The sequence below is a fragment of the Alkalihalophilus pseudofirmus genome (genome assembly GCF_029094545.1).
GTDB classification, from domain to species: Bacteria; Bacillota; Bacilli; order Bacillales; family Bacillaceae_D; genus Alkalihalophilus; species Alkalihalophilus pseudofirmus.
In genome coordinates this window covers 165,446-178,925 of record NZ_CP117835.1, presented here as the reverse complement: position 1 = coordinate 178,925, position 13,480 = coordinate 165,446, and the positions used below count along the sequence as shown (strand labels likewise).

The 13,480-nt window shown below is 44.7% G+C and carries 9 protein-coding genes, 10 tRNA genes and 3 rRNA genes; 3 read left to right on the top strand and 19 right to left on the bottom strand.

Going from position 1 to position 13,480, the window contains the following annotated elements; genetic code table 11:
* Window positions 1-55: 55 nt before the first annotated feature.
* From glmM to sigW, 5 genes are all read right to left on the bottom strand, one after another.
* Window positions 56-1,405, bottom strand: coding sequence for a phosphoglucosamine mutase (glmM, locus tag PQ478_RS01015; protein ID WP_012957188.1), 1,350 nt, complete (start codon window positions 1,403-1,405; stop codon window positions 56-58).
* A 26-nt stretch (window positions 1,406-1,431) separates the two neighbouring features.
* Window positions 1,432-2,676, bottom strand: coding sequence for a CdaR family protein (locus PQ478_RS01010; RefSeq protein WP_012957187.1), 1,245 nt, complete (start codon window positions 2,674-2,676; stop codon window positions 1,432-1,434).
* Window positions 2,669-3,493, bottom strand: a complete 825-nt coding sequence (gene cdaA, locus PQ478_RS01005; protein WP_022628704.1) for a diadenylate cyclase CdaA — start codon at window positions 3,491-3,493, stop codon at window positions 2,669-2,671. The genes PQ478_RS01010 and cdaA overlap by 8 nt, the downstream gene beginning before the upstream one ends.
* Window positions 3,494-3,789: 296 nt before the next feature.
* Window positions 3,790-4,440 (bottom strand): anti-sigma factor, encoded by a 651-nt coding sequence (locus PQ478_RS01000; protein WP_331377429.1) that lies wholly within the window; start codon window positions 4,438-4,440, stop codon window positions 3,790-3,792.
* A 13-nt stretch (window positions 4,441-4,453) separates the two neighbouring features.
* A complete protein-coding gene (gene sigW / locus PQ478_RS00995; RefSeq protein WP_075683719.1) occupies window positions 4,454-5,017 on the bottom strand; it encodes an RNA polymerase sigma factor SigW in 564 nt (187 codons plus the stop codon).
* 206 nt (window positions 5,018-5,223) lie between these two features.
* Here sigW and PQ478_RS00990 point away from each other — a divergent pair, with 206 nt between their 5' ends.
* Complete coding sequence (locus PQ478_RS00990; protein ID WP_012957183.1) at window positions 5,224-5,397, top strand: aspartyl-phosphate phosphatase Spo0E family protein; 174 nt, start codon at window positions 5,224-5,226, stop codon at window positions 5,395-5,397.
* 50 nt (window positions 5,398-5,447) lie between these two features.
* Here the strand turns inward: PQ478_RS00990 and PQ478_RS00985 are convergent.
* From PQ478_RS00985 to PQ478_RS00950, 8 genes are all read right to left on the bottom strand, one after another.
* A tRNA-Ala gene (locus PQ478_RS00985) sits at window positions 5,448-5,523 on the bottom strand.
* Window positions 5,524-5,530: 7 nt separating this feature from the next.
* A tRNA-Gly gene (locus tag PQ478_RS00980) sits at window positions 5,531-5,605 on the bottom strand.
* Window positions 5,606-5,640: 35 nt separating this feature from the next.
* Window positions 5,641-5,713: transfer RNA gene (locus tag PQ478_RS00975), tRNA-Lys, on the bottom strand.
* A gap of 6 nt (window positions 5,714-5,719) precedes the next feature.
* Window positions 5,720-5,794: transfer RNA gene (locus PQ478_RS00970), tRNA-Gln, on the bottom strand.
* Window positions 5,795-5,801: 7 nt separating this feature from the next.
* Window positions 5,802-5,886, bottom strand: a tRNA-Tyr gene (locus tag PQ478_RS00965).
* A gap of 16 nt (window positions 5,887-5,902) precedes the next feature.
* Window positions 5,903-5,975 (bottom strand) — tRNA-Thr (locus tag PQ478_RS00960).
* Between the two features lie 3 nt (window positions 5,976-5,978).
* Window positions 5,979-6,054 (bottom strand) — tRNA-Val (locus tag PQ478_RS00955).
* A 46-nt stretch (window positions 6,055-6,100) separates the two neighbouring features.
* Window positions 6,101-6,175, bottom strand: a tRNA-Glu gene (locus tag PQ478_RS00950).
* A 189-nt stretch (window positions 6,176-6,364) separates the two neighbouring features.
* Between PQ478_RS00950 and PQ478_RS00945 the strand changes: the two genes are divergently transcribed.
* Window positions 6,365-6,553, top strand: coding sequence for an Rpn/YhgA-type helix-turn-helix domain-containing protein (locus PQ478_RS00945; protein ID WP_289235551.1), 189 nt, complete (start codon window positions 6,365-6,367; stop codon window positions 6,551-6,553).
* A gap of 235 nt (window positions 6,554-6,788) precedes the next feature.
* On the opposite strand, the gene PQ478_RS00940 is transcribed toward PQ478_RS00945, so the two are convergent.
* The 6 genes from PQ478_RS00940 to PQ478_RS00915 all read right to left on the bottom strand — a co-directional run bounded on the left by PQ478_RS00940 (window position 6,789) and on the right by PQ478_RS00915 (window position 12,527).
* Window positions 6,789-6,864 (bottom strand) — tRNA-Thr (locus PQ478_RS00940).
* Window positions 6,865-6,871: 7 nt separating this feature from the next.
* Window positions 6,872-6,946, bottom strand: a tRNA-Asn gene (locus PQ478_RS00935).
* 12 nt (window positions 6,947-6,958) lie between these two features.
* A 5S ribosomal RNA gene (gene rrf, locus PQ478_RS00930) occupies window positions 6,959-7,074 on the bottom strand.
* 183 nt (window positions 7,075-7,257) lie between these two features.
* Window positions 7,258-10,197 (bottom strand): 23S ribosomal RNA (locus PQ478_RS00925).
* A gap of 242 nt (window positions 10,198-10,439) precedes the next feature.
* Window positions 10,440-11,991: ribosomal RNA gene (locus PQ478_RS00920) — 16S ribosomal RNA — on the bottom strand.
* The 16S, 23S and 5S rRNA genes sit together here with 2 tRNA genes alongside, the layout of an rRNA operon.
* 308 nt (window positions 11,992-12,299) lie before the next feature.
* Window positions 12,300-12,527 carry a hypothetical protein gene (locus PQ478_RS00915; RefSeq protein WP_022630068.1) on the bottom strand — a complete coding sequence of 76 codons (228 nt, stop codon included), beginning with the start codon at window positions 12,525-12,527 and terminating at the stop codon, window positions 12,300-12,302.
* 173 nt (window positions 12,528-12,700) lie between these two features.
* On the opposite strand from PQ478_RS00915, the gene pdaB reads away from it, so the two are divergent.
* Window positions 12,701-13,462 (top strand): polysaccharide deacetylase family sporulation protein PdaB, encoded by a 762-nt coding sequence (pdaB, locus tag PQ478_RS00910; RefSeq protein WP_012957180.1) that lies wholly within the window; start codon window positions 12,701-12,703, stop codon window positions 13,460-13,462.
* Window positions 13,463-13,480 lie beyond the last annotated feature (18 nt).

Here is a 13,480-nt window from a genome sequence, read left to right as displayed (position 1 = left end):
ATACTAAAAAAATATGCATGAGAAGTGGATTTGGTTCACCTCTCATGCATAATCTTTACTCAGCCAAGCCCATTTCTGCTTCAACGACCTTAGCAATTTCTGTTACATATTGTTCACATTTTTCTTCTGTTTTAGCCTCTACCATCACGCGAACAAGCGGCTCCGTTCCTGATGGTCGTACAAGAACACGTCCTTCTCCTGCCATATCTGCCTCTACTGCTTCAATAGATGCACGAACCTTCTCATTATCCGTTACGGCATGCTTATCCGTCACACGAACATTTACAAGCGTTTGAGGGAATGTTTCCATCTCACTTGCCAGCTCAGACAGCTTCTTGCCCGTTACTTTCATGATATTAACCAGCTGAAGCGCTGATAACATCCCATCACCTGTTGTAATATGATCTAGGAAAATAATATGTCCGGATTGCTCACCACCTAAGTTGTAGCCTCCCTTTCTCATTTCCTCCATCACATAGCGATCACCAACACCAGTTTGCTTCGTATCAATACCAGCCTCTTCTAAGCCTTTGTAGAAGCCAAGGTTACTCATTACTGTTGATACGACGGTTCCGTGATTAAGCCAGCCTTGCTCCTTCATGAACTTCGCACAGATGAACATAATGTGATCCCCATCAACGATCTGCCCGTTTTCATCAATTGCAATCAGACGATCAGCATCTCCATCAAATGCCAGTCCTACTTGTGCTCCCTTTTCTACTACAAGCTCTGCAAGGTGTTCTGGGTGAGTGGAACCACAGTCTTCATTAATGTTTATACCGTTTGGCGAGGTACCCATTGTTGAAATATCCGCTTCAAGATCTGCGAATAAATGCGGTGCAAGGGATGATGCTGCCCCGTTAGCACAATCAAGCGCAATATGGATGCCAGAAAAATCGTCTTGAACCGTTTGCTTTAAGAACTGAATGTATTTCTGTCCGCCTTCAAAATAATCATTTACTTGCCCGACAGCGTCCCCAACAGGACGCGGCAGGGCATCTTCTGTCTGGTCAATAAGGTCTTCAATTTCTTTTTCTTGCTCATCTAACAATTTAAAGCCATCAGGACCAAAGAATTTGATGCCGTTATCAGGCACTGGATTGTGGGAAGCTGAAATCATTACACCAGCATCAGCGCTTAACGCCTTTGTCAAATAAGCAACCCCAGGAGTTGAAATAACACCTAAACGCATAACTTCTGCACCAATAGACAAGAGCCCGGCAACTAATGCGCTCTCAAGCATTTCACCTGAAATCCGCGTATCACGTCCAATGACCACACGCGGTTTATCTGTTTGCTTAGTTAAGACATAACCACCCATTCTCCCTAACTTAAATGCAAGCTCAGGTGTTAAATCCTTATTTGCAACTCCTCTTACACCATCTGTACCAAAATATTTACCCATGTTTTAACTCTCTCCTTCAGCTATCATCACTCAGATTCTGATTGGTCTGAGACGATTACCTCTACATTTGTTTTACTCACACTAAACCGAATATTTTGAGGGCCGTTAATTTGAATAGGAACGGAATGCTCCCCTTCACTTAAGCCGCTAACATCAATATAGACTTGAATATCATCTACAGAAAATTGGTCGAGATTCGTTTCTGCTCCGTGAGCAATAATAGAAAGGGTATCATCCTCTCCTTCATTGAAACGGACATCTGTTTCGTCGCTCGCACCAATCATTTCAATCGATACATCTGACCATTGTCTAGATTCTTCTTCTGCTACATTCACAGTCACTTCCACCACTTCAGGATCAATCGTCTGCACTCCTGCTGGTACAGGAAGCTCCATTGTGAAAGTTTCGCTTTCTGTTATTTCATCAAGGTCAATCGTTAATCCTTCTAACACATTTATCGACTCGATCACATCAAAGGGACCGTAGATAACCGCTTCTTTTGGTTCAACGTTTACTGACTCGATACTTAAGCCTTCTTCAAGCTCGCCTTCGCGTGAGACTTTAATCGGCACACTTTTATTAGGGCTTGTGACAGGCACCCTTACATCAACAATACCTGGTTCTACATCTAAGTGAAGCTCATTTCCGCTGCTGTCATACAGTTTAACCGGTACGGCTTCCTCAAGCATTTTATCTGCGTCTGTCACATCTACATAAGCTTTAGCATCTGCTACTTCAGCAGCTACTTCCCTCGCTGCTGTCACTGTGACATTAACAGGAGAAACCATCGGCGTGCCTACTGAATAGCCTTCCTTTACCCCATCAGTATTGACAAGCTCTACATCAACCGGGATAGACACGGTTTGCTTTTCTTGGAGTTCCACTCTAGCAAATTGAGGCACAATAGAAACGGATAAATCACCCGGAAACCCTCTATGTTGAATGCTTAGTGTATGTACTCCTTCTTGTCTCTCTGTAACATCTACAAAAACCTCATATGTCGGTCTCATCAGCTGAAAAAATGCGATTGCACTTTGAGAGCCGCTTAATTTCACCTGAACATGCTCGGTTTGATCGACAATTGCAAAATTCTCTTCATCATATAAAACAGAAACTTCCACTTCTTCAAGCGTTGAAGTTCTATCACTTAAGGATGGCAATATGCCAGGCTGGCTGGTCAAATCATCCATATTCACCATCGCAAATAACATCAAAGCAATAAAGAAGGAAATAATTTTTACAAACCAATGACTGTTAAATAGTTTATCCATTCTTCTTCCCTCCCCACTTCCAGCGAGAAGATGTTTGCTGCTTGCTTTCTGTTAACAAATTATTTTCTAGCAATAACCTTAATTGTTCTTCATCTAGATCCCTGTGCAATTCACTATTTTTAGTTAATGAAATCGCACCCGTTTCTTCTGAGACAATGATCGTTAAACAATCTGTAACCTCACTGACTCCAAGCGCTGCTCTGTGACGCGTCCCGAGTTCTTTTGAGATAAATGGATTCTCAGATAAAGGAAGATAACAACCTGCAGCCAATATCTTATCTCCTTTAATAATAACGGCTCCGTCATGCAGAGGAGTATTCGGGATAAAAGTGTTGATTAATAGCTCTGATGTTAAGTGAGCGTCCATTGCAATACCTGTTTCCACATAATCAGACATCCCCGTCTCTCGTTCAACAGACATTAACGCTCCAATGCGACGTTTCCCCATATAAACAGAAGCCTTTACGATGCCTTCAATTGATTTTTTCGTAGAATCATCTTCTGGTGGTGTTCTGCTTGAGAAAAAGCGTCCTCGGCCCAGTTGTTCAAGCGCACGTCTCAATTCCGGCTGGAAGATGATAATAATCGCTAACAAACCATAAGTTAAGGTTTGAGACATGAGGAATTCAAGCGTTCTAAGGCCAAAAAATCTACTTATAAACCATACAACGAGGATAACGGTTATCCCTTTAACAAGCTGTACTGCTCGTGTGCCGCGTATGATCATAATGAGCTTGTACACAACGTATGTGACAAGTAAAATATCTACAACCTGCCCAATATAATTGAGCCACGTATAATCCTCGAATGGGAACATGGCACTTTCCTCCAAACCATTAGCATTCAACTACTACTTTCATTGTTTACCCGTAATCTATACATAATTTTGTAGGTATTAGTCATTTTACACAACTTTTATTCATTCAAAACGAATTGTCTTCAATATAAGCAATAACTCATTGAAGTCATTTCATGAAGCCATTTCACTCAACTGTATCATTATACCATACATTCATTATTTCTTTTTAGACCCGTTTCTCGCTCAATTAGAAAAGATTATTAATAAAGGTCATTAAAAAAAGCCCCTTATCGGAGCTCAGTTATCAGGCCTTACTATTGCTCGTCTCGTTGAATAATTGAGAGAACTTCATTGAAGAAAGTTTTCGTGTGATACCATACCCAATCAAGCACTTGGTCTACTTCATCAATTTCTCCTGAAACACTACCGGCAGAAGCTAAATACGGTTGGCTGTTCACTAATAAGATATTGCCCCGCACCTCACCTTCCACCACTAACTCTCCATTTCGAATGACAAGATCGCCATCAATCACTTCTCCCTCGGGAACAATGACACGTCCACTTTCATGATCAATCTGAACATTCCCTGAGCCTGTAAAGCTAATTTGATCATTATTGTTCCCTTGCCATAAAGTAGAGATACTTGTTGACATGAGTAAAATAAATACAGCAGCCGCTACAAGAATAGGGTGGTTCTTCATCCACCGCTTCCAAGTAGATTTGGTTTTTGATGTGGTTTTCTTTTGAGGCAGGTCAGCCATCACTTTTGCTGTAAAATCTTTAGGTGCTTCAATATGGGAGGCACTTTGGACAAAGGCAATAGCCTTCTTTAATTCACGAACATGCAGCATGCAATGAGGACATTCATTAAGGTGTTTTTCTAACGTTTGTCTCTCTGTTGAAGTGGCTTCACCGTCTAAGTATTTATGAATTAATTGCTCATAGCTTTGTTCACATTTCATCATTAAGTCCTCCTTTCTACAAATGACGCATTCGCTTTCTTAGCGCTTCTCTGCCACGGTGAATACGAGTCTTCACAGTAGATACAGGCAGATCCATAATCTCACTAATTTCCTTTAATGAAAGGTCTTCTAAATATTTCAATATGATAGCTGTTCGATATTTAACAGGCAGCCTATTAATTTCACCTTGAACCCACTCCTGCATTTCAGCGGTGACAATTTGTTCTTCAGGAAGATCATCACTTGCTGCTAATTGACTTTCATAGGTTAGATCCCGAGACCCTTGAACTTGATCTTGCAAATAGAAATCAGGCTTCTTTTTTCTCAAACGGTCAATCGCCACATTTGTTGCAATGCGGAAAATCCATGTTGAGAACTTACGATTCGTATCGAAACGATCGAGATTAGTATAAGCACGGAGAAAAGCCTCTTGAGCGACATCTTGTGCTTCATGAGCGTTACCAACCATACGATATGCTACTTGATATACTTTGTCTTTATATAACTCTACCAACTCTGCAAATGCTTGCTCATCACCTTGTTTTATTTCTAGGATGATTCGTTTCACAATCGCTTCCATTATTTATCCCCTGCTTATATTCAATCTATAGTGATTTACGTTTGGATTTATTATTAGGTTTCATTCATTAGGTATTATTTCATTTTTTTCTTTGCTTCTATTATTTTATCATAAAAAAATATAACCAACTTCCTAATGATGTTTTAATTTGATAATAATGGGTATTCAAATAATAACCAGTTATTTCCGTTAGGAGGGTGTAAAATATGCTTATGATGACATGCTCACACAACGATCTTCTTTATCAAATTGAAGCAGCTAGACATAAATTGAATGAACTTGCACAGACAATGCCCTTGCATTCAGAATTGATTGTTTGGCAAAGTCAACATTTAGATGAATTACTGAACGAATATGATTTGTTATTAAAAGAAGAATAAAACAATAAAAAACCCTTAGCTGGCAGGCTAAGGGTTGAAATATGTAAGTTTGGTGGAGCCTAGCGGGATCGAACCGCTGACCTCCTGCGTGCAAGGCAGGCGCTCTCCCAGCTGAGCTAAGGCCCCTTATGTATGGAGCGGAAGACGAGATTCGAACTCGCGACCCCCACCTTGGCAAGGTGGTGTTCTACCACTGAACTACTTCCGCATCAGTTCACCTTAGGAAGATGAACGATATAAAAATGAGCCATGAAGGACTCGAACCTTCGACCCTCTGATTAAAAGTCAGATGCTCTACCAACTGAGCTAATGGCTCTAAAAATGGCTGGGCTAGCAGGATTCGAACCTACGCATGACGGAATCAAAATCCGTTGCCTTACCGCTTGGCGATAGCCCAACATAAATGGTGGAGGGGGACGGATTCGAACCGCCGAACCCGGAGGGAGCGGATTTACAGTCCGCCGCGTTTAGCCACTTCGCTACCCCTCCACTTAACTAATAAGAGTGCCGGCCAGAGGACTTGAACCCCCAACCTACTGATTACAAGTCAGTTGCTCTACCAATTGAGCTAGACCGGCATATGGTGGAGGATGACGGGCTCGAACCGCCGACCCCCTGCTTGTAAGGCAGGTGCTCTCCCAGCTGAGCTAATCCTCCATAGCTTGTCTTAAAAGTAAGTCATTTATGTATGATATAAAATTAATGGTGACCCGTACGGGATTCGAACCCGTGTTACCGCCGTGAAAGGGCGGTGTCTTAACCGCTTGACCAACGGGCCATTGTTTCAGAATGTGTCGTTTCTTGCTGACAAAAAGTATTATATCCAATATTCTTTTCGATGACAACCCCTTTTGTACATTTTTTTATAGATTTTTTTCTTTTTTTTATTCTACTGTAAAAACCATTGATTATACGAACGCATATTCGCTATACTATAATAAATAGCATACGTAATGGAGTGATCTTAATGAATCTAGATCAAGAAATACTGCAGGCGGATTTAATTAAAAAGTTTCAATATGTTAAAAATCAAGCTAGAAATGAAACAAGGCTAGAAGTGGCTGAAAGAATGATTGATTATGGAATTGACTTGCAGCTTGTGCGAACTGTTACAGGTTTAACTCATGAAGAGCTAAAAAGCCGTTCAACGCGATAGAGAGGCCCTCTTATTGGTCAACAACTACTTCTACCTGCTAGCAACCCCATTTCACTAAAAAAAGCTCTCTCAGGAGCAAAATCCTGAATGGGAGCTTATCTTTAATTTATAGACTTTAGAAACTACTGTATTGAGTTGACTATATTAAGATTAAGAGTGAAAATATACTTTTCTACAAATAAAAAACCAACCTCAACAGGCTGGTTTGATCTATAGATATAAGATAAAGTCTCTCTGGAGCTTCCAAGCGGATTCGAACCGCTGACCCCTACCTTACCATGGTAGTGCTCTACCTGCTGAGCTATGGAAGCATAAAAATGGCTCCACAGGTAGGACTCGAACCTACGACCGATCGGTTAACAGCCGATTGCTCTACCACTGAGCTACTGTGGAACGTAAAAAAATGCCTGGCAACGTCCTACTCTCACAGGGGGAAGCCCCCAACTACCATCGGCGCAAAAGAGCTTAACGACCGTGTTCGGCATGGGAACGGGTGTGACCTCTTTGCTATCGCCACCAGACTATGATTTACTTCAGATGATCTTCACATTTCTTCGTCAGCTTCCTCATTCATGTCCTCACGTATGCTTGATACGCTCCGGGCATTCACTTCGTCGCTTCCTCGAACTGTTCGATCCTCTTTGTAAATGTTTGAGATGGTTCTCTCAAAACTAGATAATGTGTAAACATATGTCAAGAATAATTTGGATAAGTCCTCGACCGATTAGTATCTGTCAGCTCCACATGTCGCCATGCTTCCACACCAGACCTATCAACCTCATCATCTCTAAGGGGTCTTACTGGATTAACTCCATGGGAAATCTCATCTTGAGGGGGGCTTCATGCTTAGATGCTTTCAGCACTTATCCCGTCCACACGTAGCTACCCAGCGATGCTCCTGGCGGAACAACTGGTACACCAGCGGTGTGTCCATCCCGGTCCTCTCGTACTAAGGACAGCTCCTCTCAAATTTCCTACGCCCGCGACGGATAGGGACCGAACTGTCTCACGACGTTCTGAACCCAGCTCGCGTACCGCTTTAATGGGCGAACAGCCCAACCCTTGGGACCTACTTCAGCCCCAGGATGCGATGAGCCGACATCGAGGTGCCAAACCTCCCCGTCGATGTGGACTCTTGGGGGAGATAAGCCTGTTATCCCCAGGGTAGCTTTTATCCGTTGAGCGATGGCCCTTCCATGCGGAACCACCGGATCACTAAGCCCGACTTTCGTCCCTGCTCGACTTGTAGGTCTCGCAGTCAAGCTCCCTTTTGCCTTTGCACTCTACGAATGATTTCCAACCATTCTGAGGGAACCTTTGGGCGCCTCCGTTACTGTTTAGGAGGCGACCGCCCCAGTCAAACTGCCCACCTGACACTGTCCCTGAACCGGATCACGGCTCGAGGTTAGAATGTCAGCACAGTCAGGGTAGTATCCCACCGACGCCTCCATCGAAGCTGGCGCTCCGACTTCCAAGGCTCCTACCTATCCTGTACAAACTGTACCAACATCCAATATCAAGCTACAGTAAAGCTCCATGGGGTCTTTCCGTCCTGTCGCGGGTAACCTGCATCTTCACAGGTACTATAATTTCACCGGGTCTCTCGTTGAGACAGTATCCAAGTCGTTACACCATTCGTGCGGGTCGGAACTTACCCGACAAGGAATTTCGCTACCTTAGGACCGTTATAGTTACGGCCGCCGTTTACTGGGGCTTCAATTCAGAGCTTCTCCCGTAAGGGATAACCCCTCCTCTTAACCTTCCAGCACCGGGCAGGTGTCAGCCCCTATACTTCGCCTTGCGGCTTCGCAGAGACCTGTGTTTTTGCTAAACAGTCGCTTGGATCTTTTCACTGCGGCTCTCTCGGGCATACACCCTACCAGAGCACCCCTTCTCCCGAAGTTACGGGGTCATTTTGCCGAGTTCCTTAACGAGAGTTCTCCCGAGCGTCTTAGAATTCTCTTCTCGCCTACCTGTGTCGGTTTGCGGTACGGGCACCTCTCACCTCGCTAGAGGCTTTTCTTGGCAGTGGAGGATCAGGAACTTCGGTACTAAATTTCCCTCGCCATCACAACTCAGCATACGTGAGAAGCGGATTTGCCTACTTCTCAGCCTAATTGCTTGGACGCACATATCCATCAGTGCGCTTACCCTACCTTACTGCGTCCCCCCATTACTCAAACGGTGAGGAGGTGGTACAGGAATTTCAACCTGTTGTCCATCGCCTACGCTTTTCAGCCTCGGCTTAGGTCCCGACTTACCCTGAGCGGACGAGCCTTCCTCAGGAAACCTTGGGCTTTCGACGGAGGGGATTCTCACCCCTCTTTTCGCTACTCATACCGGCATTCTCACTTCTAAGCGCTCCACCAGTCCTCACGATCTGACTTCGCTGCACTTAGAACGCTCCCCTACCACTGACACCTAAGGTGTCAATCCATAGCTTCGGTGATACGTTTAGCCCCGGTACATTTTCGGCGCAGAGTCACTCGACCAGTGAGCTATTACGCACTCTTTAAATGGTGGCTGCTTCTAAGCCAACATCCTGGTTGTCTGGGCAACTCCACATCCTTTTCCACTTAACGTATACTTTGGGACCTTAGCTGATGGTCTGGGCTGTTTCCCTCTTGACTACGGATCTTAGCACTCGCAGTCTGACTCCCGAGTAAAAGTTTTTGGCATTCGGAGTTTGACTGAATTCGGTAATCCTGTGGGGACCCCTAGTCCAATCAGTGCTCTACCTCCAAAACTCTCAACCTCGAGGCTAGCCCTAAAGCTATTTCGGGGAGAACCAGCTATTTCCGAGTTCGATTGGCATTTCACCCCTACCCACACCTCATCCCCGCATTTTTCAACATGCGTGGGTTCGGGCCTCCATTCAGTGTTACCTGAACTTCACCCTGGACATGGGTAGATCACACGGTTTCGGGTCTACGACGGCGTACTCATTCGCCCTATTCAGACTCGCTTTCGCTACGGCTCCGCCTTATCAGCTTAACCTTGCACGACATCGTAACTCGCCGGTTCATTCTACAAAAGGCACGCTGTCACCCATTAACGGGCTCCAACTAGTTGTAGGCACACGGTTTCAGGATCTGTTTCACTCCCCTTCCGGGGTGCTTTTCACCTTTCCCTCACGGTACTGGTTCACTATCGGTCACTAGGGAGTATTTAGCCTTGGGAGATGGTCCTCCCGGATTCCGACGGGGTTTCACGTGTCCCGCCGTACTCAGGATCCACTCAGGAGGAAATAGAATTTCGACTACAGGGCTGTTACCTTGTGTCGCGGACCTTTCCAGATCGCTTCGCCTATCCTATTTCTTTGTAACTCCGTATAGAGTGTCCTACAACCCCAAGAGGCAAGCCTCTTGGTTTGGGCTGATACCGTTTCGCTCGCCGCTACTCAGGTAATCGCATTTGCTTTCTCTTCCTCTGGGTACTTAGATGTTTCAGTTCCCCAGGTCTGCCTCCTCATACCCTATGTATTCAGGTATGGGTACTATTCCATTACGAATAGTGGGTTCCCCCATTCGGATATCCTCGGATCAAAGCTCACTTACAGCTCCCCGAGGCGTTTCGCCGTTCGTCGCGTCCTTCTTCGGCTCCTAGTGCCAAGGCATTCACCGTGCGCCCTTTCTAACTTAACCAAAATTTAAAAAAGGTTGTTGAATTCTTGACATGCTCGTTCAATCTTCTCTATTAAAAGATACCGATGAACAAATATGTTTACATTTCATTATCTAGTTTTCAAAGAACCAAGTACTAACTCTTACTCAACTTGGTGAGAATTAGTATCTAATTGAAGGATAGTTCCTTCAAAACTGAACAAAAGATCCAAAGCGTATATGATCGTAAGATCATACATCGACTAGAGTTAAATACTCCATAGAAAGGAGGTGATCCAGCCGCACCTTCCGATACGGCTACCTTGTTACGACTTCACCCCAATCATCTGTCCCACCTTAGGCGGCTGGCTCCAAAAGGTTACCTCACCGACTTCGGGTGTTACAAACTCTCGTGGTGTGACGGGCGGTGTGTACAAGGCCCGGGAACGTATTCACCGCGGCATGCTGATCCGCGATTACTAGCAATTCCGGCTTCATGTAGGCGAGTTGCAGCCTACAATCCGAACTGAGAATGGCTTTATGGGATTCGCTCAACCTCGCGGTTTTGCAGCCCTTTGTACCATCCATTGTAGCACGTGTGTAGCCCAGGTCATAAGGGGCATGATGATTTGACGTCATCCCCACCTTCCTCCGGTTTGTCACCGGCAGTCACCTTAGAGTGCCCAACTGAATGCTGGCAACTAAGATCAAGGGTTGCGCTCGTTGCGGGACTTAACCCAACATCTCACGACACGAGCTGACGACAACCATGCACCACCTGTCACTTTGTCCCCCGAAGGGGAAAGCTCTATCTCTAGAGTGGTCAAAGGATGTCAAGACCTGGTAAGGTTCTTCGCGTTGCTTCGAATTAAACCACATGCTCCACTGCTTGTGCGGGCCCCCGTCAATTCCTTTGAGTTTCAACCTTGCGGTCGTACTCCCCAGGCGGAGTGCTTAATGTGTTAACTTCGGCACTAAGGGCATCGAAACCCCTAACACCTAGCACTCATCGTTTACGGCGTGGACTACCAGGGTATCTAATCCTGTTTGCTCCCCACGCTTTCGCGCCTCAGCGTCAGTTACAGACCAGAGAGTCGCCTTCGCCACTGGTGTTCCTCCACATATCTACGCATTTCACCGCTACACGTGGAATTCCACTCTCCTCTTCTGTACTCAAGTCTCCCAGTTTCCAATGACCCTCCACGGTTGAGCCGTGGGCTTTCACATCAGACTTAAGAGACCGCCTGCGCGCGCTTTACGCCCAATAATTCCGGACAACGCTTGCCACCTACGTATTACCGCGGCTGCTGGCACGTAGTTAGCCGTGGCTTTCTGGTTAGGTACCGTCAAGGTGCCGCCTTATTCAAACGGCACTTGTTCTTCCCTAACAACAGAGCTTTACGATCCGAAAACCTTCATCACTCACGCGGCGTTGCTCCGTCAGACTTTCGTCCATTGCGGAAGATTCCCTACTGCTGCCTCCCGTAGGAGTCTGGGCCGTGTCTCAGTCCCAGTGTGGCCGATCACCCTCTCAGGTCGGCTACGCATCGTCGCCTTGGTAAGCCGTTACCTTACCAACTAGCTAATGCGCCGCGGGCCCATCTGTAAGTGATAGCCAGAGGCCATCTTTTACCGCTCCACCATGAGGTGGAACGGGTTATCCGGTATTAGCCCCGGTTTCCCGGAGTTATCCCAGTCTTACAGGCAGGTTGCCCACGTGTTACTCACCCGTCCGCCGCTAACATCAGGGAGCAAGCTCCCATCAGTCCGCTCGACTTGCATGTATTAGGCACGCCGCCAGCGTTCGTCCTGAGCCAGGATCAAACTCTCCATAAAAGTGTTTGATTAAGCTCAAAAATAATTCATTGACGAGATATCATGTATCTCTATTTCGCTTGGCTTTTGTTCAGTTTTCAAAGAACTTGTCCGTCGCTCGTTGGCGACTTAGTTATCTTACCGCATCTTTACGTGGAAGTCAACAACCTTTTTTGAAATATTTTTCAATGTTGTTTGTTGTTCCCTTGCGGTATGTACTAATATAGCATGTCCATTTTTTGAAGTCAACGATTTTTTAATGATTTTTCTTCTATTCATTCATATAGTGAATTAAGGCAAAAGAAAAAGGAAGGCAATGCCTCCCCCTTTCACTGGGTATGTTTCTTATTTTTTTGAAGCATGTATTTCATTCGCTCATTTGGAGGGACAAACCGTTTATAGATGCCGTACACAATTTGATACTTTTCTTCCATTGCTTTTTTGACGACCTCATCTATTCTCGGGTCGGATAGATCTAGTAAGAGCTCTTCCATCTCTCTTTTCAACATGTATTCCACTTCAATTACTTCTTTACTATTTAACAAAAAACCTAACACAAGCAACACCTCAACCTTTAGAGACTCAACAGCATTATCTACTCGTTTTCTTTAATTGGTTATATCTTACAAGTGCCATCTAACTAAATTGTTTTCTAAACCTAATGTTTTTATTCATATGTTTTAATACTTTGCATAAATTTATCCTAAAAGGTGGACGAGGGGGATAATTAATGAAGTTTATTTGGGTCATTCATGCGAAACGTATGAAGCAATTATCTTTAATTATTGTTATGGCACTTTTTGCTGCAGGGTTCTTATATATCGAACGAGCCCAGCTTCCTGTTTTTTCAACATCAGAAGGACCACAGGCGTTTTACAAAGCGGAGACAGATGATAACCGTATCGCACTCACATTTAACTTAAGCTGGGGAGATAAACAGGTTGGCCCGATCCTTGATGTGTTAACTCAAAAGGGTGTTGATCAAGCAACGTTCTTTGTCTCTGCATCCTGGGCCGAGCGGTATCCGGATTTAGTAAAGCAAATTAAAGAGGCCGGTCATTTAATCGGAAGCCATGGCTATCAATATAAGAGCTATACTTCATGGGAAGATGAAAAGGTGAGGAAAGATCTAGTGAGGAGTAAACAAGTTCTTACTGAATTAGCTGGCGAAAAGCCAACGTTGCTTAGACCGCCAAATGGGGCTTTTGATAAACGAATCCTGGCCCTTGCTGAAAAACAAGATTACAGTGTTGTACATTGGAGCGTGGATTCTCTTGACTATCAAAATCCAGGAGTCGATGTCATTGTAGATAATGTCGTAAACAACACGACATCCGGAGACGTTCTTTTGTTCCATGCATCAGATTCTGTAAAGCAGACTGATAAAGCCCTCCCTATCGTTATTGATCAATTAAAAGAAAAAGGTTTTACTTTTATTTCAGTTGAAGAACTGATGGCAAGCACTGAAGCTGAAAGCGAAGAAATTAAATAGAAATAAAAAAAGCTCGAG